This window comes from Avibacterium volantium (assembly GCF_049366555.1).
In the GTDB taxonomy this organism is placed as follows: Bacteria; Pseudomonadota; Gammaproteobacteria; order Enterobacterales; family Pasteurellaceae; genus Avibacterium; species Avibacterium volantium_A.
Genome location: NZ_JBMMGT010000036.1, coordinates 1 through 19309 on the forward strand (window position 1 = coordinate 1; position 19309 = coordinate 19309).

The 19309-nt window shown below is 41.7% G+C and carries 19 protein-coding genes; 10 read left to right on the forward strand and 9 right to left on the reverse strand.

All coding sequences use genetic code 11. The features are described from left to right. Positions 1-52: 52 nt before the first annotated feature. The 5 genes from ACLS0A_RS10035 to ACLS0A_RS10055 form a co-directional block, all read right to left on the reverse strand. Positions 53-883 (reverse strand): DUF5718 family protein, encoded by an 831-nt coding sequence (locus ACLS0A_RS10035; protein ID WP_416083354.1) that lies wholly within the window; start codon positions 881-883, stop codon positions 53-55. A 138-nt stretch (positions 884-1021) separates the two neighbouring features. Beyond that, positions 1022-1360 carry a YegP family protein gene (locus ACLS0A_RS10040; RefSeq protein WP_103852704.1) on the reverse strand — a complete coding sequence of 113 codons (339 nt, stop codon included), beginning with the start codon at positions 1358-1360 and terminating at the stop codon, positions 1022-1024. A gap of 209 nt (positions 1361-1569) precedes the next feature. Further along, a complete protein-coding gene (locus ACLS0A_RS10045) occupies positions 1570-4794 on the reverse strand; it encodes a S8 family serine peptidase (RefSeq protein WP_416083365.1) in 3225 nt (1074 codons plus the stop codon). Positions 4795-4842: 48 nt separating this feature from the next. Continuing rightward, positions 4843-4983, reverse strand: a complete 141-nt coding sequence (locus ACLS0A_RS10050; RefSeq protein ID WP_416083355.1) for a hypothetical protein — start codon at positions 4981-4983, stop codon at positions 4843-4845. A 160-nt stretch (positions 4984-5143) separates the two neighbouring features. Then, on the reverse strand, positions 5144-6355 hold the full coding sequence (locus tag ACLS0A_RS10055) for an aromatic amino acid transport family protein (RefSeq protein WP_416083356.1): 1212 nt from the start codon (positions 6353-6355) through the stop codon (positions 5144-5146). 860 nt (positions 6356-7215) lie between these two features. Here ACLS0A_RS10055 and ribE point away from each other — a divergent pair. The 8 genes from ribE to yfaE all read left to right on the forward strand — a co-directional run bounded on the left by ribE (position 7216) and on the right by yfaE (position 12185). Further along, positions 7216-7689 (forward strand): 6,7-dimethyl-8-ribityllumazine synthase, encoded by a 474-nt coding sequence (gene ribE, locus ACLS0A_RS10060; protein WP_103852964.1) that lies wholly within the window; start codon positions 7216-7218, stop codon positions 7687-7689. A gap of 14 nt (positions 7690-7703) precedes the next feature. Then, positions 7704-8132, forward strand: a complete 429-nt coding sequence (gene nusB, locus ACLS0A_RS10065) for a transcription antitermination factor NusB (RefSeq protein WP_416083366.1) — start codon at positions 7704-7706, stop codon at positions 8130-8132. Between the two features lie 21 nt (positions 8133-8153). Then, entirely contained in the window at positions 8154-9197 is a 1044-nt protein-coding gene (thiL, locus tag ACLS0A_RS10070; RefSeq protein WP_416083357.1) for a thiamine-phosphate kinase, read from the forward strand. 7 nt (positions 9198-9204) lie between these two features. Then, positions 9205-9714 (forward strand): phosphatidylglycerophosphatase A family protein, encoded by a 510-nt coding sequence (locus ACLS0A_RS10075; RefSeq protein ID WP_416083358.1) that lies wholly within the window; start codon positions 9205-9207, stop codon positions 9712-9714. Next, positions 9714-10349 carry a LysE family transporter gene (locus ACLS0A_RS10080; protein ID WP_416083359.1) on the forward strand — a complete coding sequence of 212 codons (636 nt, stop codon included), beginning with the start codon at positions 9714-9716 and terminating at the stop codon, positions 10347-10349. Before ACLS0A_RS10075 ends, ACLS0A_RS10080 begins: the two co-directional genes overlap by 1 nt. A gap of 12 nt (positions 10350-10361) precedes the next feature. Beyond that, on the forward strand, positions 10362-11174 hold the full coding sequence (dapB, locus tag ACLS0A_RS10085; RefSeq protein WP_115249349.1) for a 4-hydroxy-tetrahydrodipicolinate reductase: 813 nt from the start codon (positions 10362-10364) through the stop codon (positions 11172-11174). A gap of 399 nt (positions 11175-11573) precedes the next feature. Next, positions 11574-11933 carry a hypothetical protein gene (locus ACLS0A_RS10090; RefSeq protein ID WP_415777069.1) on the forward strand — a complete coding sequence of 120 codons (360 nt, stop codon included), beginning with the start codon at positions 11574-11576 and terminating at the stop codon, positions 11931-11933. 3 nt (positions 11934-11936) lie between these two features. Further along, positions 11937-12185, forward strand: coding sequence for a class I ribonucleotide reductase maintenance protein YfaE (gene yfaE, locus ACLS0A_RS10095; RefSeq protein WP_416083360.1), 249 nt, complete (start codon positions 11937-11939; stop codon positions 12183-12185). 189 nt (positions 12186-12374) lie between these two features. Here yfaE and nrdB read toward each other — a convergent pair whose 3' ends face one another. The 4 genes from nrdB to ACLS0A_RS10115 all read right to left on the reverse strand — a co-directional run bounded on the left by nrdB (position 12375) and on the right by ACLS0A_RS10115 (position 16832). Next, positions 12375-13505: a class Ia ribonucleoside-diphosphate reductase subunit beta gene (gene nrdB / locus ACLS0A_RS10100; RefSeq protein WP_103852957.1), complete on the reverse strand. Its 1131-nt coding sequence runs from the start codon at positions 13503-13505 to the stop codon at positions 12375-12377. A gap of 162 nt (positions 13506-13667) precedes the next feature. Beyond that, a complete protein-coding gene (locus tag ACLS0A_RS10105) occupies positions 13668-14090 on the reverse strand; it encodes a YhcB family protein (RefSeq protein WP_126372245.1) in 423 nt (140 codons plus the stop codon). Positions 14091-14224: 134 nt separating this feature from the next. After that, positions 14225-15994 (reverse strand): 30S ribosomal protein S12 methylthiotransferase accessory factor YcaO, encoded by a 1770-nt coding sequence (ycaO, locus tag ACLS0A_RS10110; RefSeq protein WP_416083361.1) that lies wholly within the window; start codon positions 15992-15994, stop codon positions 14225-14227. 106 nt (positions 15995-16100) lie between these two features. After that, entirely contained in the window at positions 16101-16832 is a 732-nt protein-coding gene (locus ACLS0A_RS10115) for a class I SAM-dependent methyltransferase (RefSeq protein ID WP_416083362.1), read from the reverse strand. A gap of 17 nt (positions 16833-16849) precedes the next feature. Here ACLS0A_RS10115 and gloB point away from each other — a divergent pair, with 17 nt between their 5' ends. After that, the gene (gene gloB / locus ACLS0A_RS10120; protein WP_416083363.1) at positions 16850-17551 is read left to right on the forward strand and encodes a hydroxyacylglutathione hydrolase; all 702 of its coding nucleotides are present in this window, start codon (positions 16850-16852) and stop codon (positions 17549-17551) included. 147 nt (positions 17552-17698) lie between these two features. Continuing rightward, complete coding sequence (hemA, locus tag ACLS0A_RS10125) at positions 17699-19003, forward strand: glutamyl-tRNA reductase (protein WP_416083364.1); 1305 nt, start codon at positions 17699-17701, stop codon at positions 19001-19003. The last annotated feature ends 306 nt before the right edge of the window (positions 19004-19309 follow it).

The window sequence follows — 19309 nt, forward strand, 5'->3', positions numbered from 1 at the left end:
TTACGCTTCCCCTTATTTTTCAAATATCGTTAAATCACTTTTTGCGCTTTCGTTAAATTACCTTTTGCACAAGGGCTGAAATATCTTCTGCAAAACGTTCTTGCGCTGCCATTTGCTCAATTTGTTGTGGTGAATATTTCTTGCCGTTATACACCACCACAATGCTCACATCGTCAGGTTGCAGAAAATGGCTCGTGCCGAATTCTGTATAGCGTGTTGCACCAATGCTAATGATCGCTTGGGTTGGATAATTGGCTTTTTTCAACAAATCAGCGATATTATTCATCGGGCCGAAATCAGGCTGATTATTCATTTGCCCCACAATCCAATCAAGCAATTTTTGATGAAAATAGCTATATCCCAAGGCTGGACTATCCACGCCATAAGCATTCATCTTGCCATCACGTTTATGAAAGCAAGCAATGCGATAATCATCAATTTCACTGCCTAAGTCAAAGGACGTGAGCGGAATTGTTTTTGATGCCAAGCCCTTGGTTTCCTCGCCCCAGTTTTTCTTTTCACAAATTTTATTGGCATTAGGACGGCGGATTGAACAATCGTTATAAGCCGCAAAGGCATAAGGCAAAAGTGCAGTAACTTTTTCACCAGAATATTGCACTTCACACAACAGGGCAATTTCAGGCTCAATCTGCAAATTATCCGCCCCCGCTTGCGGAAAACGAATATATTCGGCACTTAACGGATTGACCGCCAAAAAGTCATACTCGCCTAAGTTTTCTGCAGGCACATAAAAAGGAAAAATCGCTTTGGGTTGATGAGTTTCTGCCGTTTTCACTTGGGCAAAATCCTTTGCCTCACCTGCTTGTTCCAAATGCCCTGCAAAATTGCCTGCCACGCCAAGGCCGATAATATTTTTTGTCATTTTCTTGCTCCTTTTATCTTGATGACATATTCAAATCCTACAAGGTTATAAGGAATTTTCAAAGGGAAATTTCAGGGAGGAAATGATCTGTTATATTGATAAAATAAAAGCGAGAAACTCTCGCTTTTGTCTTTTAAATTAGGCAGTTAAATCTTTAATTTGCGTTGTCGGCGCGTTGTTCATTACTGATTTCACCCCATTTTTTGCCCCTTCTTGAGAAGCATAATATTGGCTACGTCCGATTTCTTGATGATTTTTAGCTTTCAATACGAAATAAGGTTTCTCATTTTTCGCCACGCGGAACTCAAAATTCGCCTCATCGCTACCATTTTTCTGCACAGATTCAATACCATTTAACGCAGACGCTTTGGTTTTATACAATTCACTGGTCAAGATAATTTGCGAGTTTGCCGCATAAAGGTTAAACATAAATTGACCATCACTTGCTTTTTTCAATTCATACCAGCCTAAAGCCATACTATTTTCCTTCTTAATGAATCGTGGGATATTCCACAGGTTCATCATAAGCTTTTTTTCTGTTTTTTCAATTAACTTAGTTAATTTTTTAGAAGATGACAATAAATTTAGAATGTTATAAGAACGATTTGATTTTCAAAAGGAAAGTTATTTTTATCATAGACAAAAAATTACCATACTCAATTGTATGGCAATTTTCATTCTAGCACTTAGAAAGTATAACCTATTTCAACATTGATACCGCGTTGGTGATAGTTGCCCGTGTTAAAGCTAGTAGAAATTTTCCAACCTTGATGCTGGTAACTCACGCCCGCCCCAAACTGTACTTGAGTTTTCGGGTAAATCTTATTGCGTTGATCTACCTTAGTTTGTACGCCGACATAATTTACCTCACCTTTAGTTTTGCTGGATAAGGTTTTTTGCACGCGCGTGTGAGCAAAAAGATTGATATTACCGAATTGGTAATTAAGCAGGGAAACAGCACCAAGACTACTAAACTGGGTTTTCAGTTTACTTATTTGAACATCATTGCTCGTTGTCAAATGAGATAATTCTTTGTATCCATAGGCAAGATCAACCATATTTTGCCAGCTTAAATTCGCCGTAATCGGATAACGCCACACCATTCCAACATTGGCGCCATAGCCCGTTGTACGGCCTTCATTGTTGTTGCGTTCAGCATTAAAGCTGCTTTGGTATTTCAGCTTACCTTTGCCGTAATTCACCGCACCGAACAATTCAACTTGCGGTGATAAGGCATAGCCATAGCGGAGTTGCAATTCGGTAAATCTTTCTTTTAAGGATTTAGTTACCGCTTTGTAACGTTCTTCATAGTTATGTTGTTGATTGCTTAAACGTGCGGCCAATTTATGTTTGCCTTCCACCTTCAAGCCATTAATTGCCACATTATTAAAACGTGATTTGCTATGAATATAAGTTAATTCTGGCTCAATATTGGCATTGTCTAGGGTGAGCCAAACAGCACTTTGTTCACGTTGAGCAAGATTATTTAACCAAGTTAGTGTTGCGCCTTGTTGCGCATTTAACATCACTTGTTGCTGATGAGCGAAAGTTTGAATGCCTTGGTAAAAAACATACTCGGCAAAATGTTGACGATCGATATTTACCAATTTATTGGTCCATTTTTTCTGTTCGGTAGTGAGCGTTCCTGCATAGTATTTTTTATCAAGTTCTGCTAAAGCCTGATCAAGCAATCTCGCATCATCACGCCACCCTGCGTATTTCGCCTGTGGATCAGATTGACGCACAAAATGCTTAGGATTGTCTTTATCCGTTTTGGTCGTATTTATGGCTTCAGCACCGCCGTTTTTTGCTGTATCTACAAGAGTGATGGAATTTTCATCTGTTTTTTCTTTTAATGTATTTTCTAAATCAGCTGCTGGTTCAGGGCGGTTTTCTTCCGCAGTATCAATAAGTGCGGTGGAATTTTCATCTGTTTTTTCTTTTAATGTATTTTCTAAATCAGCTGCTGGTTCAGGGCGGTTTTCTTCCGCAGTATCAATAAGTGCGGTGGAATTTTCGTCTGTTTTTTCTTTTGATGTATCTTCTGAATTAGCGGCTGGTTCAGGACGATGTTCTTCCGTAGTATCAATAAGTGCGGTGGAATTTTCGTCTGTTTTTTCTTTTGATATATCTTCTGAATTAGCTGCTGGTTCAGGGTGATGTTCTTCCGTAGTATCAATAAGTGCGGTGGAATTTTCGTCTGTTTTTTCTTTTGGCGTATTTTCTGAATCAGCTGTTGGTTCAGGGCGGTTTTCTTCCGCTGTATCTACAGGTTCGTTGGGGTTTTTATCCGTTTCCGTTGCTGTTGTAGGTGGAACAGTAGTATCCACGCTATCCACGGACGGATTATTTTCGTCCGTTGCAGGCTTATCCAAATCATTCATTGTGTCTTCAACGCTTTTGCGTGCCACGCCCACATAAATTTGTTTTTTATCTTGGTTGAAAGCAATGGTATCTGCAACTTGTAGAAGGGCCGGATCAAGATTAAGCAGGATACCTTGATCGATCAAACTATCTGCACTAAATAGCACTTCACGATGGCCTGATTGTGGGATATAGCCTTCTGCGACTTGAGTAACATTCATTGCTCCCGCAAGGGTTGCCGTGCCTTTTACTAAGATTTTTGAACCAATCGCTTTATTGATCACGCCCGTAGCTTGGTTGGTAAAATCACCGTTTACTTGCCAATCCGCACGATTGAGGGCATTGATTGTCCCTGCGTTATTGATTGAACCCGAGCTAATGCTTTGTCGGCTTGTTCCGCTTGCAAGCGTACCACCTTGCTCAACGTGAAAATCTGCCACATTGCTACCATTTAAGGTAACCGTGCCTTGTTTGATGGTGGATTTGCCCGTAAAGGTGTTATTCCCATTGAGAATTAACTCTTTTGAACCCAGTTTGGTAAAGCCACCGTCTCCGCTAATATCATTATCAAAGGCATAGCGTTCGGCAATGCCATTAACGTCAAGTTTATTATCGTTTCCTTTATCAAAACGCCCATAACCTTTGAGTGCTTTTTCTGCATTTAGCTCGCCCACACCCCAAATGCGATCCACACCGGGATCACCACGATCAATTGCGGTGGTAAACATTGCATTGCGAATATCTTTTGCCTTAAACCAATCGTATTTTTGTTTTATCGCAAGGGCGACACCACTGGCATAGGCGGTAGCGGTGGACGTACCAGCTGGTAAGTGCGAACTGCCATCAGAATTTAAATACACCGGAATTTCCGATTCAGCAGCCAAACAAAAATCTTTGGCATCACCACAGATTTGGTAGTGTTGAACTCTCTGATTGTATCGAGTACGCGCGCCAGTGATTGCGATAACCTTATCTTTTAAATCGGTTCTTAATGACGTATAGTCATTAAAATCAAGTAATGCTAGCACTGAAGTATAAGGATTATCAGGATATTGAGTATGATCATTACCTGTTGCAAATAATTGTAATGAGCCTTGCTGAGCTATTTCAGCGACTTTATCCCCATATTGTGTCCACCGTTCTTCAATATATTGAAGGTAAGAACTTTCCAGATCTCTATCCGCGATTTTTTCATTCCAAATATGGGCAATAACAGGGGCATATTCTTTGGTTTGTGCTTTTAATTGCTCATTTGCGGCTTTAGTCGCAGGGAGTCTGCGCCTCCAATCGCTATCTGTAAGACCTAGTCGTTGAACAGCGTAAATTTGCCCGTGTTGTACGGTATTGAGCAATATACGCGCCATTTCCGTTCCGTGCAGATCGTAAAAAAAGCGTTCAAAGTCATAACGATTAGGATACTCTTTGTTAGGTGAAAATTCTGTTGTTACTCTAAACTCGTCTGGCGCGTCCTTGTCTTCAATTATTTCTTCTGGATAAATTTCCCCTTCATTAAAAGAACGTAAATCTAACCCTGTATCAACGTGGATCGCTCTTGCAAGTTTAACAAAATCACTTGTCGCTGTACGATCGGTGTCTTACCAATCGACTTCTGATGGGGCGTTTTCGGTTAAATCTTTTAATTTTTCCACCGCACTTTGGCGATCAAGGGAAAAGAGCAAAGGGCTATGTAAGGCAAGGGCAACGGCCATTGCAATCGGTGTAAATCGGATATTCATAATAGGATAAAAAAGGTGAGATAAATTTCGCTAATTCTATATTTTTTGAAAAGCAATTTCAATAAAAATAATAATGCTTTTTAGGTATAAGACTTGTGATATGGATAAAAAAGCCGATCTGACGATCGGCTTAAGTGAAATTTTCTGTTAAATCAATTTATTAACCAATCACTTGTGGTAAATAACCTGCTTGAATTAAGAACGGCACATTCATAATTAATAAACCTAATAACAGCGCAAGAATTAATCCTAAGCCACCGCCCATTACGCGATATGGTAAATCTGGATAACGTTTTCTTGCGCGCCACGCCAAGCCCACAGGCAATACTAAGCCGTAGAAGGTGAACATTTGTCCTGCATAGCCAAGGGCGGCGATAAAGCCATCTGGGTAGAATAGCGCAAATGCTAGCGGCGGGATAAAGGTTAATAAACCTAGCTGAATACGGTGCGCCTTAATGTTTACACGTTTTAATAAATCGTCTAAGCAGTCAAACAGAGATAACGCCACGCCAAGGAATGAGGTTACTAATGCAAGGGTTGAGAATGTTCTCACCGCGCCACTGATTAATGAGCTACCTGTGGCTTGGAATGTCGCATTGATTAAGCCGTTCAAGGTTGGATCATTATTTACAATTTGCACGAATTCTGATTGTGGGAACACACCGTGGGTTGCCATTTGCCATAAAATATAGGCCACTAATGGAATAGCCGTACCGCCGATGATAGCAATGCGTAAACGTTTAATATCGCCATCTAAGTATTTGTTAATACTAGGAATAATAACGTGGAAGCCAAATGATGTGAAGAACACAGGGCTTGCGGATACAATCAAGAAATCTTTCAATGGCATTGCAAGCAAGTTATCGCTTGTTACCAACGGCAACATCATTGCCAACACCAGCACAAACGCCACCAGTTTAATTACGAATAATAAACGGGTGAGTGCGTCCACCGCACCTGTGCTGATGACAATAAACACGCCAAGTACCAGCGTGAATAGCACGATGGAAACGGAAGTTGCATTATCCCCTAAAAATGGCAATAATCCCGCTAACAACGAACCGCCACCTGTTACATAGGCGGAAAGAATGGCGTACATAAAAATCACTAGCGAAAGGGTCGCTAACACACGCCCCGTCATACCGAAATATTGTTCAGCGAGTGTCGCAATTCCTGCGTCTTTGCGTTCAGCTTTTTGATACACTTCAACAAACAGCAACGCACTGTAAGAAAGCAAAATCCACAGGATAAAGAGCAACGCAAGGGTATAGCCAAAGCCCATTTCTGCCGAAGTGAGCGGCATCGCCAACATCCCCGCCCCAATTGTCGTCCCCGCAACAAGCAAGGCACTTCCAAATGTCTTGTTTTTCATAATATTTTCCTAGTTAAACTAAAAGTGCGGTAGATTTTACCGCACTTTTTAGAAAATGTAATCATTTTTTTACAGGGTGTTTTTATTTCTTTACAAGTTGTTTTTTTGTTTTGTCGTTAAATTGCTTTTTTCTTTGTTATTAATAACGGGTTTCGCCGTTGGCGACTTACTTTCTTTTGCGTTCCCAAAAGAAAGTAAGCAAAGAAAAGGAACCCCGATCAAACCGCTTTTCCTCATTCCAATAAAATTTTCTTCACAAAAAATCAGCCTGATGTTCGCTACGCTCTCGCTCGGCGTGATTTTTCTAAAAATTTTATCTCCATTCGGGCGGTTTGGACGGGGAATACGGTTAGGGTGAATTTTAAAGTGCGGTGGGAATTTTTGGATTTTTAGAAAGTGCAAAGAAAATTCCCTTATCTCAGCCACTGCGTGGCTGTACTATCTAACCACCTACGGCTCGTAGGTGGTAAAGTTAAGAATAAATCTCCCTTAACCCCTCTTTACTAAAGAGAGGGACTGGTAGGTGCAACCTATTGAAAGCGTATCATCATCTCCCGTGTAAATTGCCTTCATTTTTAACAAATTTTTAGAAAAGTAACGCCTGAACGCAGCGCAGCGAGTATGGGCTTACTTTTCGTTAAGAAAATTTGTTAAAAATGAAGATAAGCAATTTAGTCGGGTGCTTTTTTCTTTGCCTACTTTCTTTTGAGCAAGCAAAAGAAAGTAGGTCGCTCAACGAGCGAAACTCGTTATTAACCACAAAGAAAATCTTCTCTAACCCTAAGAATAAAATATCTCAACCTTAATTTTTTATGATAAAATCCGCCCCTATTTCCATAACATCAAACATAGGACAGATTATGAAAGTATTAGAAGGTGCGATTGCAGCACCAAACGCCAAAGTTGCGGTGGTGATTGCTCGTTTTAACAGCTTTATTAACGAAAGTTTATTAGAAGGCGCGTTAGATGCCTTAAAACGTGTTGGGCAAGTAAAAGACGAAAACATCACCTTAGTGCGCGCACCGGGGGCTTATGAGTTGCCATTAGTGGCTCGCCGTTTAGCGGAAAGCAAAAAATATGATGCGATTGTGGCATTAGGCACCGTGATCCGTGGTGGTACAGCGCATTTTGAATATGTAGCAGGCGAGGCGAGTAGCGGTTTAGGCCAAGTGGCGATGCAAGCGGAAATTCCTGTGGCATTTGGCGTGCTAACCACTGAAAATATTGAACAAGCTATTGAACGTGCAGGCACAAAAGCGGGCAATAAAGGCGCAGAAGCGGCATTAGTGGCTTTAGAAATGATCAACTTATTAGCACAAATTGATAACGCATAATGGCTGAACTTGCAATGAACGATAAAGTAAAGAAACCAAGCCAGCGCCGCCGTGCCAGAGAATGTGCGGTGCAAGCCCTTTATTCTTGGTATGTGTCGCAAAATCCTATTGAAGAAGTGGAATTAGCGTTTATTACCGAGCAGGATATGCAAGGCGTGGATATGCCTTATTTCCGCAAATTATTGCGTCAAACCGCAGAAAATATTGAAGTGGTTGAAGCGACAATGACCCCTTATTTGGATCGTAGCCTTGATGAATTAGATCCTATCGAGCGTGCGATTTTGCGTTTAGCGGTGTATGAGCTGAAATTCGAGCTAGACGTGCCTTATAAAGTGGCAATCAATGAAGCCATTGAAGTGGCAAAAGTATTCGGGGCAGATGACAGCCACCGTTATGTGAATGGTGTATTGGATAAAGTTGCACCTGCATTATCGCGTAAATAATCATTTCAGGGAAGGAAGCCAATGAGTGAAGGCGAATTTGATCTAATTAAACGATATTTTAATGCGTCTAAGCGCCCTTCCCGTAAAGATGTGATTGTTGCCATTGGTGATGATTGTGCGATTACCGAACATCGGCAAAACCAACGCATTGCTATTACAACGGATACTATGGTGGAAAATACCCATTTTCTGCCATCTATTTCTCCCGCCGATCTGGCTTATAAAGCCGCCGCCACGAATTTAAGCGATCTGGCCGCAATGGGCGCAGAACCGGCGTGGTTTTCCCTTGCGTTAACCTTACCCCATATAGATCACCAATGGCTGCAAGCGTTTAGCCAAAGTTTTTTTGACGTGCTGGATCACTATAATGTGGATCTGATAGGCGGCGATACGACCAAAGGCGCGCTGCACGTCATTAGCATTACCGCACAGGGCATTATCCCCAAAGGAAAGGCGTTATGCCGCCACAGTGCTAATGTGGGGGATTGGGTTTATGTGTCTGGCACCCTTGGCGATAGCGCAGGGGGCTTGGCATTATTGCTGAATTCTGCAAAGAAAACGGCTACGCAAATTCCTGCTCAAGCGCAAAGTGCGGTGCAAAATGGGACAGATTTTGAATGCGATTATTTAATTCAACGCCACCTTCGTCCAACACCCCGAGTGTTGCTTGGCTTGGAGTTAGCGGTATCCGCTCTTGCCAGTTCTGCCATTGATATTTCAGATGGCCTGATTGCCGATCTGGGACATATTTTAGAACGTAGCCAATGTAGTGCGCTAATAAATTTAGATAAATTGCCGTTGTCCAATGCCTTGATTAATACCTTCGGGCGCGCCCAAGCAGAGCAGTTTGCTTTAACTGGCGGTGAAGATTATGAGCTATGTTTTACCGTGCCAGATCGTCAGCGTGAAAAACTCGATCAGCATTTAAAACACATTGGCGTGAATTATACTTGTATCGGTCAGCTTCGTGCGTTACGCCCAAATGGCAAAAAACGCCTTGTTTTTCAACGTAATGGGCAAGAAGTGGACGTAGCGCATACCGGCGGTTTCGATCATTTTAAATAGAAAAATTATGCAAAATACAGCCCAACAAGATCCCCGCAGCAGACTTTCTTTAACCAATCCCGTGCATTTACTGGCCATCGGGTTTGGCTCAGGCTTGCTTCGCCCCGCTCCCGGCACTTGGGGAAGTTTAGCCGCCACGTTAATTGGCGCGGCGCTCTTGCAGATTATGCCATTAAAAATTTTCCTTTTTTTCACCGCACTTTGTTTTGTGGCTGGTTGTTTTATTTGCCAGAAAACCGCTGATGATATGGGGGTTCACGATCACGGTGCGATTGTGTGGGACGAATTTGTTGGCATTTTTACGGTGCTTGCGGTGTTGCCTGAAATCAATCTACTATGGTGTGCGGTCGGTTTTGCGATATTTCGTCTTTTCGATATTTTGAAGCCTTATCCGATCCGCTATTTCGATCGTAAATTGCAAAGCGGTTTTGGCATTATGATTGATGATGTGCTAGCCGCCATTTATAGCATCATCACGCTTTATCTGTTGCGCAATTTGTTAGAGAGCTTTTTATAATGTGGACAGTATTATTTGTTAATCTCGCCGGTTTACTCAGCCCAGGGCCAGATTTTTTCTATGTAAGTCGCAAAGCAGCAAGTGAAAGTCATCGCAATGCCGTAGGTGGCGCATTGGGCATTGCATTAGGAATCCTATTTTGGTCAGCAGCGGTGATTTTTGGCTTAGCGCTGATTAATCGCACCAATAATTTAGTGCAATATATCATTATGTGCTTAGGAGGCAGCTATCTCGCTTACTGCGGAATAAAAATGCTACGCGTTACCCAAAATGCACAGCTAACCGATTCTAGCCAACAAAAAATCAAGCAAACGTCCTTTTTTAGCGAAGTGATGAAAGGTTTGTTTATCAACATCAGCAATGCCAAAGTGATCGTATTTTTCAGCAGTGTGTTGTCAGGGTTTATGACGAGCTTTTCTAGCACGGCAGAAATTGTACTTATCATCGTGCTTTTGGCCTTGGAAAGTTTTCTCTATTTTGTGCTGATTGGCTTTTTCTTTTCGCGCAAAATCGTGCGCGATTTTTACAACCGCTACAATCGTTATATCGATAATTTTGCCGGTTTAGTTTTCCTATTTTTCGGTGGCGAACTGATTTATTCAGGCTTAACCACCATTATTGAACTCACCTCGTAACAGGAGTAGAAAATGACATTAAAAATTGCCGTGGTAGGTGCAGGTGGCCGTATGGGACGCCAATTAATTCAAGCCGTACATAGCGCAGAAGGCGTGGAATTAGGTGCCGCTTTTGAACGCAAAGGCTCATCATTAGTCGGCGCAGATGCAGGTGAATTAGCAGGCGTTGGACAACTTGGCGTGAAAGTTTCTGATGATTTGAATGCAGAAAAAGATCATTTCGATTTAATCATTGATTTCACCCGCCCTGAAGGCACGTTAGCACACTTGGATTTTTGCGTTCAACATCAGAAAAAAATGGTGATTGGCACAACAGGTTTTGATGATGCAGGCAAAGCCGCGATCAAAGCTGCTGCAGAAAAAATCGGTATCGTGTTTGCGTCTAACTTCAGCGTAGGCGTAAACCTCGTGTTTAAATTGTTAGAAAAAGCTGCCAAAGTGATGGGCGATTATTGCGACATTGAAATCATCGAAGCGCACCACCGCCACAAAGTGGACGCCCCCTCAGGCACCGCTTTATCAATGGGCGAACATATTGCGAAAACCCTCGGACGTGATCTTAAAACCCATGGCGTGTTCTGCCGCGATGGCATCACAGGCGAGCGCAAACGCGATGAAATCGGCTTCGCCACCATTCGCGCCAGCGATGTAGTGGGCGAGCATAGCGTATGGTTTGCCGATATTGGCGAACGTGTTGAAATCTCCCACAAAGCCTCAAGCCGAATGACCTTCGCCAACGGTGCCGTGCGTGCCGCAAAATGGCTCGAAGGCAAAGAAAAAGGCCTGTTTGATATGACAGATGTGTTGAGTTTGAATGAGCTTTAAGGGCTGTTAAGTTAAAAGTGCGGTGGGAATTTTTGAAGTTTTAAAATTCCGTGGAAAATGACCGCACTTTTTTGTTTGGACGTTATCGTTGGTTAATTGCTTTTTTCTTTGGGAGTGATAACGGGTTTCGCTCGTTGAGCGACCTACTTTCTTTTGCTTGCTCAAAAGAAAGTAGGCAAAGAAAAAAGCCCCCGACTAAATTGCTTATCTTCATTTTTAACAAATTTTCTTAACGAAAAGTAAGCCCATACTCGCTACGCTGCGTTCAGGCGTTACTTTTCTAAAAATTTGTTAAAAATGAAGGCAATTTACACGGGAGATTAATCCTTTCTCTCTTCTACATTTTGTTTGAAAATTAGAGCAAAGTAGGAGAAAAGATTTATTTTCCTATTTTGCAAAATGAAAAATGCGGTCATTTTCCACGGAATTTTAAAACTTCAAGAATTCCCACCGCACTTTAAAATTTGCCTTAACCGTATTCCCCGTCCGAACCGCCCGAGTGGAGATAAAATTTTTAGAAAAATCACGCCGAGCGAGAGCGAAGCGAACATCAGGCTGATTTTTCGTAAAGAAAATTTTATTGGAATGAGGAAAAAGCGGTTTGATCGGGGTTCCCTTTTCTTTGCTTCCTTTCTTTTGGGTAAGCAAAAGAAAGGAAGTCGCCAACGGCGAAACCCGTTATCAATCTCAAAGAAAAATAATTTAACGCAGAAAAAGAAAATTTCACTCAAATACGATTATTTCAATATCTCACTTTAAAAAATGAAAATCACCCTATTAAAACAAAAAATTACCCTTGAACACCACAACGAAATGCCGTTACTACAAAAATTAGAAATCCACGGCATTTATCCAGAATATCAGTGCCGCTCGGGTTATTGCGGCGCTTGTCGCACAAAAATAAAAAAGGGTAAAGTCCGCTATAATGAACCTCCACTTGCTTTTGTAAATGAAAACGAAGTGCTACTTTGCTGCTGCCAAGTGGAAAGTGATTTGGAGTTGGAGTTATGAGGTAAAAACTTTAACCGTTTTACTCCCCGTGTAAATTGCCCGAATGAAAATAAAAGTTTAGAAAAATGGAACTTATCAACGTCAAAGAAAAAGCGTTCAATTAAACTTAAAGCGCAATCTAAAAAACAAAGAAAAAATAACCGCACTTTTAGTTATCTGAAAGTGCGGTCAGAATTTTCCATAAATTTATTACAGATCAAAATCCCCAAAATCGCTGGTATCGACTTTTGAATCAATTTGACCCACAAGATAAGAACTCACTTCCACTTCTTGTGGGGCGACTTGTACATTGTCAGACACTAACCACGCGTTGATCCAAGGGATTGGGTTTGAGCGTGCTTCAAATGGCAATGGTAAGCCGACTGCTTGCATACGGATATTGGTGATGTATTCCACATATTGCACCAAAATATCTTTATTTAGGCCGATCATTGAACCATCTTTAAATAAATAATCAGCCCATTCTTTCTCTTGTTCCGCGGCGGCTAGGAAGAGTTCATAGGCTTCTTGTTTGCATTCTTCGGCAATCTCAGCCATTTCAGGATCATCTTGTCCTGCCGCCATAATGTTTAGAATGTGTTGAGTGCCGGTTAAATGTAAAGCTTCATCACGGGCGATAAATTTGATGATTTTAGCGTTACCTTCCATCAGTTTGCGTTCAGCAAAGGCGAAAGAGCAGGCGAAAGATACATAGAAACGAATAGCTTCTAAGGCGTTTACGCTCATTAAGCAAAGGTAAAGCTGTTTTTTCAGATTACGCAGGGTGACGACGCATTCTTTGCCGTCCACGGTGTAAGTACCTTCACCATAAAGGCTGTAAAGCTGGCTGTCGCGGATTAAATCATCGTAGTAGGCAGAGATGTCTTTTGCGCGTTTGATGATTTCTTCGTTAGTCACAATATCATCAAAAACGATGGACGGATCATTGACGATATTACGAATAATATGTGTATATGAACGGCTGTGAATGGTTTCAGAGAACGTCCAAGTTTCGATCCACGTTTCCAGTTCAGGAATAGAAACCAATGGCAATAGCGCCACATTTGGGCTACGACCTTGAATAGAATCAAGCAGGGTTTGATACTTTAAGTTGCTGATAAAAATATGTTTTTCGTGTTCAGGCAGTGCTGCATAGTCAATTCTGTCTTGCGACACGTCCACTTCTTCTGGACGCCAGAAGAAAGAAAGTTGTTTTTCAATTAGTTTTTCAAAGGTTTCATATTTTTGTTGATCGTAACGTGCAACGTTGACATTTTGCCCGAAGAACATTGGTTCTTTGAGCTGATCGTTTTTGGTTTGTGAGAAAGTGGTGTATGCCATAGAATTATCCTTACATCTTTTTAATTGAGAATGGCTCGTATTTTACACTAAAAATCTGATTCGTTTAATGGGTTTTATATATTCTTGAAATTAGCGGACAATAAAAACGGCGAGTTGTTTTAAAACTCACCGTTTTTCAAAGGGTTAGGAAATCATTAAGGACTATTTTTCGGCTTTTAAGATACCTGAAGATCCTTCAGAATAATCTCTTGGGGCATTTTCTTCAGAGCTGTTTTCGGTTTCTGTGGTAGTTTCTTCTGGTTTTTTTTGTTCGAGTTGGTTTTCAAATAATGATTTATTTTCTAATTGAGGTAATAGCTGAACAGAAGAGGTCGCTAAATGTTGATACAGCTTTTGATAATCCTGCGCGAGGGTTTTCAATAAATCTGCACTTTCAGAAAAATGTTTTTCCAAATGTTGTTTTTGTTGATCCAACTCTGATTTTACTTTTTGTAATTCAGCTTCCGTTTTCACTTGTTTTTTCACTGAATCCTTAGTAAAGCGTAATAATAAATAAGCGAGGACAAAACCTACTACTAAACCAATTAGGGCAGGTTGCCACATTTCGGGTGTCCAATTTTGCATAAAAAACTCCTTATGGTAAGAAAAGAACCTTTGGTATCATAACCTTAATTTCAATTTATTTCTTTGGCACAGATCACAAAAAAATACATTGGATAAATAAGGCGGCAGTTGCACGCCTTATTTTCTATTCTATCTTAAACCGCACTTTGCCAGTAGTCTGTTTTGGCTTTTTGCAATTTATGATAGGCGTTGAGTAATTTTTGATGCGCGTGGAATTGTTGTAAATGCTCATCATCAGCCAATAAATCATAGAACGGATTACCACCTTGAATGGCATTCCAAGCAAATTCCACCGCACTTTTGCCATACATTTTCTCAAATACCGCACGATATTGAGCGGGATCGCGGTTTTCATCAAGGAATAATTCTAGGCTGTTTACTAAACAGCGGTAATAATTCGCACGCTCTGGGGTAAACACGGATTGATTCATATTCAGCGTCCAGTTTGCCCAATCTAAGGCATTTTCTAAATCTTGTGTGGCAAGATAGAGCATGGCTTTGAGTTCACCAATGCGTAAGGTTGTCCAGCCCGATTTTGGTGGTGGCACGATACCAATAAATTCGCGTACACGAGTGGCATCATCAATGCCTTGTTCGTCAAGCTCATCAAGCAATTCTTGATAAGTGTCTTGATCGTGATGGAAGTGTGGTAAATCAAGCAAAATTTCACGCCAATCCATTCCCATATTGTTATTGGCGTAAATTAAATCGTCCGCAGGGTAAATATCCGACACTCCCGGCACGATAATGCGACAAGCGTAAACGCCGAGATGCTGATAATCCATAATATAGACTTCTTGATTGAGCGTTTGAAAAATTGCCATCAGATTTTGATATTCTTGCTCTGTTGTGCCAGAAAAATCCCAGTCCACAAAAGGATAATCGCTCTCTTGTTTGAATAAATCCCAAGAAATTAAACCGCTTGAATCAATAAAATGCGTTTCCAAATTGGCGTGTTCCGCCACATCATCATTATTGAAAGAAGGCGGCGTGAACACATCAAGATCTTTCAGACTGCGGCCTTGTAATAATTCGGTTACCGTGCGCTCCAATGCCACGCCAAAATTAGGGTGTGCGCCGAAAGAGGCAAAGCAAGTGCCATTTTGTGGATTGAGCAACACCACACAGATTACAGGATATTTCCCCCCTAAGGACGCATCGTAAGCGAGAATTGGAAAGCCTTCTTGCTCAAGGGTAGCAATAGCTTCTTGCACCGCAGGGTAGCGTTGCATTACATCTTGTGGAATGAGCGGCAAGCTAATGGCCTCTGCAATAATTTTGTTTTTAACATAACGTTCAAACACTTCTGAAAGCCCTTGCACACGCGCTTCAAACAAGCTGTTGCCTGCGGACATTCCATTGGAAACATAAAGGTTGGCGATAATGCTTTGTGGAATATATACCGTTTGGTTATCCGATTGACGCACATAAGGCATTGCTACAATGCCACGTTCTGCATTGCCCGATTGGAGATCGATCAATAAATCCGGCGTCAATTCGCCATTGGGATCATAATAAGCCAATAAATGCTCATCTAAAATACCTTCGGGCAGCTCGGTTTCATCTTCAATTTCAAACCATTTTTCATTGGGATAATGCACAAAAGGCGCATTGGCAAGATCTTGCCCAAGGTAATAGTCGGCAAAGAAATAGTTGGTGGAAAGGCGTTCGAAATATTCCCCTAAGGCAGAAGCCAGTGCGGCTTTTTTGCTTGCCCCCTTACCGTTAGTGAAGCATTGCGGGCAATCTTTATCACGAATATGCACAGACCAAACATTCGGCACGGGATTGAGCCACGAGGCTTCTTTAATATCAAAGCCAAGTGCGGTCAATTTTTGCTGAAATTTTGCAATGCTGTCTTCAAGGGCGGCATCTTTGCCGGGAATAAAGGTTTGTTCTGTCATTTCATATTCTCCAATGGGGAAATACAACTTGTTTTGAGCCGTGCATAATAGGCAAGTTTCGCCTGTTCAGCAAGGGGAAATCCTGTTAAAAAGCAAAACCTGCTTGTTATTTCAATGGGGGGTCTTTTATAAGCCTTTCCGCTTTGGCGGCTTGGCGAAATGCATTGGCAGGGTTGAGAATAGGAGAAAAGGGAGGTGTTTGGGGATTTAAGGTCATTGGTAACGTGCGCTTTTGGGCTACAATGATCATCATTTCGCCAAAATAATGAGCTTTCCCTTGCAAAGATAAGCATTGCTGATCAAGCAGATCGAAATTGAGCAGGCTCAGCCAATCCACAATCCGACTGGCAAAATAAGGGTGAAACGGCAATTTATTTGTGCCAAAAGGCAAATATTGTTTAAGGGAAAATAGGCTGAGCGGATTAAATAACGAAAGAAATAAGAGCCCTTCTTGGTTGAGTGTTCGGGTAACTTCGCGTAACACTTGGTGCGGATCTGCGGTGAAATGTAAGCCGTGTGTGAGTAAGCTGGCGGAGAAACATTCATCGACAAAAGGCAGAGCAGTGGCCTGTGCTTGTACTAAATCAATGTGTGGACATTGTGAAAGTGCGGTCAAATTTTGCGGAATTTTTTCGCTCACAATAATTTGTTGATCGCAAGGATAATACGCCACTTCACCACTTAACGCGCCCAATTTCAGGCAATAATCTCCCGAAATTTGTGCAAAGTGCTTTGTTAAATATTGCTGAATTAGGCTACAATAGCGCGCACCTTGTGGCACCTGTTGCCAGCTCAGCGGTGTTTCTATTTGCGCATTGTTTAGAATATTCCACTTCATTTTTAATAAGGATCAATATGTTAGTACCCATTCCTGCCCTTGATGATAACTATATTTGGCTGTATGCACGAGAAAATTTACCTGTAATTGTGATCGACATCGCAGAAAGCGCGCCTTTGCTTGCTTATTTACAGCAACATCAGCTTGAAGTGGAAGCGGTGCTGCTTACTCATAAGCATCAAGATCACGTTGGCGGCTTGGCAGAATTTAAACAGCATTATCCTAATGTCCCAGTTTTTGGCCCACAAGAAACCGCAGGCTTGGGCGCAACGCAAATCATTAATGAAGGGGAAATTCACACCACGCATTATCAAATCCAAGTGCTGCCCTCGGGCGGTCACACGGAAAATCATGTGAGTTTTGTGGTGGACGGTCATTTATTTTGTGGTGATACCTTATTTTCAGGCGGCTGCGGACGCGTGTTTACAGGGGATTACGCACAAATGTTTGATTCGCTCCAACGGCTCAAAGCCTTGCCTGATAGCACCATTGTTTGCCCTGCGCACGAATATACCTTAAGCAATTTAAAATTTGCTGAGAAAGTGTTGCCAAAATCGGCATTTTTGACAGATTATGTGGCGAAAATTGCCGCTTTACGCCAACAGCACCAACCAAGCTTACCCACCACCTTGGGGCTAGAAAAACAGATTAATCCTTTCTTGCAAGCAGAAAATTTGGCGCAATTTACCCAATGGCGAAAATTAAAAGATCAGCAGTAAATTGAACAAAAATTTTGCTTTTCGCTACGAAAGGGCTATCCTATTTGCTCAATGACAAATAATTGCTTAGAATGAGCAGGTTTTTATTTTCTTTCTTTTTATTTTGTGGGGGCTTGACCGAAAGTGCGGTCAAATTTCAATTAATTTATGACAATTCTTGTTTTAGGCATTAACCATAAAACTGCTTCTGTGGCATTGCGTGAAAAAGTGGCGTTTTCTGATGAGAAACGTCAGCAGGCGTTGCAACAAATTGAGCAAGCTGCTTTGGCAGACAGCGCTGTGATTTTGTCCACCTGCAATCGCACGGAAGTGTATTTTCATAATAAAGCCATTTCCCCACAAGATGATGCTCAATGGCAACGCCAATGTATTGATTGGCTGAGCGAAATTCATCAGATCGACAAAGAAGAACTCAACCACAGCCTTTATGTCAAACAAAACCAGTTTGCTACGCAACATTTAATGCGTGTCGCGTGCGGATTGGATTCCCTTGTATTGGGTGAGCCACAAATTTTAGGGCAAGTGAAGCAAGCCTATCAGCTGAGTGAGGATTATTATCAGCAACATCAAGGGGCGATTTCTGGTCAGCTTTCTCGCTTATTCCAAAAAACTTTTTCCACGGCAAAGCGTGTGCGTACGGAAACCAGTATCGGTGAAAATGCCGTGTCGGTGGCCTATACCGCCTGCACGCTTGCTCGTCAAATTTTTGATAGTTTACGTCAGCTGAATATTTTACTTGTTGGTGCTGGCGAAACCATCGAATTGGTGGCACGCCATTTATTACGCCACGGCGTGAAAAGTTTAACCATTGCCAACCGAACCCTTGCTCGCGCTGAACAGTTAGTGGAAAAACTGGGGTCTGCGCAGAAAATTCGTGTGATTGGGCTAGATGATCTTCAAGCAGGTTTAGATCAGTCCGATATTGTGATCAGCTCAACAGGCAGCCCAAACACCCTAATCAGCCGAGCAATGGTGCAGCAATCGCAGAAAAAGCGTTGTTATAATCCAATGCTAATTGTTGATATTGCCGTACCGCGTGATGTAGAAGAAAGCGCAGGTGAAGTGGAAAGCGTTTATCATTACACTGTTGATGATTTGCAGAATATCATTCAGCGTAATCTCACCCAGCGCGAACAGGCTTCCGCCGAAGCAGAACAGATTATTGACGAAGAAAACCAAGCCTTTTTTGAATGGCTCAAGGTGCATCAATTTTCTAATTTAATTCGCCGTTATCGTGAGGAAGCGGAGCAAACTCGACAAGAAATGCTTGAAAAAGCCTTGAGTGCCTTACAGCAAGGTGAAAGTGCGGAGCAAATTTTGCAAAAATTAAGCTACAAACTAATGAATAAATTGATTCACACCCCAACCCAAGCAATGCAAGCAATGGTGAAATCAGGCAATGCACAAGGCTTGCAAGCATTTTCGCAAGAAATTCAAACCAAACCAGAATAAGGCGAAAAAATCGCCTTATTTTACACCGCACTTTGCCTGATAATTCAGCGGTGTGATTTTAAAATAATCAGTTGCAATGATTTTTCGCATTTTTTGCCATTTTTTTGCAAAAAAGGGTTGCAAAGATTTTTCAGATGCCTATAATACGCCGCACACAACGACGCGACGTTGTAGAGAAATGAAAATACACATCGCGTCGTTGTTTTTTGCTCTTTAACAATCAATCAGACAATCTGTGTGGGCACTTGTTGATTCTGGAAGGAATTTAAAAGATTTAGAACAATTAGTGCTTAACTGAAATTCATA